This window comes from Robertmurraya massiliosenegalensis JC6 (genome assembly GCF_000311725.1).
In the GTDB taxonomy this organism is placed as follows: domain Bacteria; phylum Bacillota; class Bacilli; order Bacillales; family Cytobacillaceae; genus Robertmurraya; species Robertmurraya massiliosenegalensis.
The window spans coordinates 699006-701489 of the sequence record NZ_HE978513.1 but is presented as its reverse complement, the minus strand read 5'-3'; the positions used below and the strand labels follow the sequence as shown (position 1 = coordinate 701489).

General features: G+C 43.6%; 14 tRNA genes and 1 rRNA gene. All 15 read left to right on the top strand.

Annotation, left to right across the window (positions count from 1 at the left end):
• The first annotated feature begins 231 nt into the window (after nucleotides 1-231).
• A 5S ribosomal RNA gene (rrf, locus tag BMSHG_RS13370) occupies nucleotides 232-348 on the top strand.
• A gap of 22 nt (nucleotides 349-370) precedes the next feature.
• Nucleotides 371-446, top strand: a tRNA-Val gene (locus BMSHG_RS13365).
• A 49-nt stretch (nucleotides 447-495) separates the two neighbouring features.
• Nucleotides 496-571: transfer RNA gene (locus tag BMSHG_RS13360), tRNA-Thr, on the top strand.
• Nucleotides 572-739: 168 nt separating this feature from the next.
• Nucleotides 740-815, top strand: a tRNA-Lys gene (locus BMSHG_RS13355).
• Nucleotides 816-880: 65 nt separating this feature from the next.
• Nucleotides 881-962, top strand: a tRNA-Leu gene (locus BMSHG_RS13350).
• A 27-nt stretch (nucleotides 963-989) separates the two neighbouring features.
• A tRNA-Gly gene (locus BMSHG_RS13345) sits at nucleotides 990-1064 on the top strand.
• A 7-nt stretch (nucleotides 1065-1071) separates the two neighbouring features.
• Nucleotides 1072-1157, top strand: a tRNA-Leu gene (locus BMSHG_RS13340).
• A gap of 67 nt (nucleotides 1158-1224) precedes the next feature.
• Nucleotides 1225-1301: transfer RNA gene (locus BMSHG_RS13335), tRNA-Arg, on the top strand.
• 5 nt (nucleotides 1302-1306) lie between these two features.
• Nucleotides 1307-1383 (top strand) — tRNA-Pro (locus BMSHG_RS13330).
• A 16-nt stretch (nucleotides 1384-1399) separates the two neighbouring features.
• A tRNA-Ala gene (locus BMSHG_RS13325) sits at nucleotides 1400-1475 on the top strand.
• Between the two features lie 126 nt (nucleotides 1476-1601).
• Nucleotides 1602-1678 (top strand) — tRNA-Met (locus tag BMSHG_RS13320).
• Nucleotides 1679-1697: 19 nt separating this feature from the next.
• Nucleotides 1698-1774, top strand: a tRNA-Ile gene (locus BMSHG_RS13315).
• Nucleotides 1775-1808: 34 nt separating this feature from the next.
• A tRNA-Ser gene (locus BMSHG_RS13310) sits at nucleotides 1809-1901 on the top strand.
• 162 nt (nucleotides 1902-2063) lie between these two features.
• Nucleotides 2064-2137, top strand: a tRNA-Met gene (locus BMSHG_RS13305).
• Between the two features lie 135 nt (nucleotides 2138-2272).
• Nucleotides 2273-2349 (top strand) — tRNA-Asp (locus BMSHG_RS13300).
• The last annotated feature ends 135 nt before the right edge of the window (nucleotides 2350-2484 follow it).

Genomic DNA, 2484 nt, shown 5'->3' with positions numbered 1-2484 from the left:
TTTTCTATTCTTCTTCCTTCATTATCTAGTTTTGAGGGTACAATTATTTCATTTTATGAAATATTGTTCTTAATCATTTTCACAATAGTGAAATAAGGTTACATGAAATTTTATTATGAAATTTTGAATATTTTTAACTTGATGAGATATTAAAAGAAATTCTTTTATATTTCCTCTTGAAAAAATAACTAAAACCATTATAATAGAATTTGTCTTGATAAATTAAATAGGTCCGGTGGCGATAGCGAGAAGGTCACACCCGTTCCCATACCGAACACGGAAGTTAAGCTTCTCAGCGCCGATGGTAGTTAGGGGCTGTCCCCTTGTGAGAGTAGGACGTTGCCGGGCTGTTTTAAAAAGATATCATTTCGGAGGATTAGCTCAGCTGGGAGAGCACCTGCCTTACAAGCAGGGGGTCGGCGGTTCGATCCCGTCATCCTCCACCAAAGCTTTTTACGTAGTAAAGCGGAAATAGCATTCATTATTATTTAATATGCCGGCCTAGCTCAATTGGTAGAGCAACTGACTTGTAATCAGTAGGTTGGGGGTTCAAGTCCTCTGGCCGGCACCAATTTTAGAGCCATTAGATCAGTCGGTAGAGCAACAAGCAATACATCTATGATTTTGCTTCGAGTTGTACCCATCGAGCTGCTACTTGAATAAACTTTCTGAGATGGGGACATCGTAGATGCCTTATATCTTAAAATTATGAAATAAAAAGTAGCGTATATTTACTTGAGAGCCATTAGCTCAGTCGGTAGAGCATCTGACTTTTAATCAGAGGGTCGAAGGTTCGAGTCCTTCATGGCTCACCAAAGTTTTTGGACGTAGGAGAAAATAACTTTCCTATAATGTCAAAAGATAGCTTTTTATTATTTTTGCGGGTGTGGCGGAATTGGCAGACGCACTAGACTTAGGATCTAGCGCCGCAAGGCGTGGGGGTTCGACTCCCTTCACCCGCACTTTACTTTGAAAATGAATATCTGCATGCGGAAGTAGTTCAGTGGTAGAACACCACCTTGCCAAGGTGGGGGTCGCGGGTTCGAATCCCGTCTTCCGCTCCAATCATTAGCCGGGGTGGCGGAACTGGCAGACGCACAGGACTTAAAATCCTGCGGTAGGTGACTACCGTACCGGTTCGATTCCGGTCCTCGGCATTGAAGTTTTTTTCAATATAGGAGAAAGCAATTCTCTTTAATATACGCCTGTGAAACTTAAAAGAATGCGCCCGTAGCTCAATTGGATAGAGCGTTTGACTACGGATCAAAAGGTTAGGGGTTCGACTCCTCTCGGGCGCGCCATACAACGGGAAGTAGCTCAGCTTGGTAGAGCACTTGGTTTGGGACCAAGGGGTCGCAGGTTCGAATCCTGTCTTCCCGACCACTATATTTTTATAAATGGGGCCTTAGCTCAGCTGGGAGAGCGCCTGCCTTGCACGCAGGAGGTCAGCGGTTCGATCCCGCTAGGCTCCACCAAGAATTTTTTTACGTAACGTAGTGAAGTAAAAAATATTTTTCCTTAGTTTTTTATGTAACGTAGTGAACTAAAAATAATCTACCATATTTTTAGTGAAATAAAGTGAATATAAAAATTTTTCCTTTGGCGGTGTAGCTCAGCTGGCTAGAGCATTCGGTTCATACCCGAAAGGTCGTGGGTTCGACTCCCTCCGCCGCTACCAAATTTTTTAAAACTTTATTGGACCTTTAGCTCAGCTGGTTAGAGCAGACGGCTCATAACCGTCCGGTCGTAGGTTCGAATCCTACAAGGTCCACCAGAGTTTTTTGCACAGCAAATACTTTTAATAACACGGAGGAATACCCAAGTCCGGCTGAAGGGATCGGTCTTGAAAACCGACAGGCGGGTCAAACCGCGCAGGGGTTCGAATCCCCTTTCCTCCTCCATATTTAACTTTATACTATTATCGCAGGGTGGAGCAACGAGCGTTACTTCACAGTATAAACTGCGAGTTGTACCGATTGAGTCGCTCCTTGAGTTACTAACTGAAATCGGGACAGTCCTTAAACTATCTAGAAGCATGAGCTAAACTAGATATATACTATTATCGCGGGGTGGAGCAGTCTGGTAGCTCGTCGGGCTCATAACCCGAAGGTCGCAGGTTCAAATCCTGCCTCCGCAATCGGTTTTATCAATCAAAGATTGTTAAAACAAGAAAAGATATTTTCGCTATTGCGAAAAGGTAAAGGAAAGCTATTTTCTCCTTACGTCGAAAAAGACAAAGGAAAGCTATTTTCTCCTTCGTCGAAAAAGCTTTGGTCCGGTAGTTCAGTTGGTTAGAATGCCTGCCTGTCACGCAGGAGGTCGCGGGTTCGAGTCCCGTCCGGACCGCCATTTAATTTTACATATATTGTTATGGATCAGTAGCTCAGTCGGTAGAGCACGATGAATAAACTACCGTGAGAAACTTCCAGTATACTCATCGAGAGGCTTCTAGAATTAGCTTTCTGAGATGAGGATGATGGACAA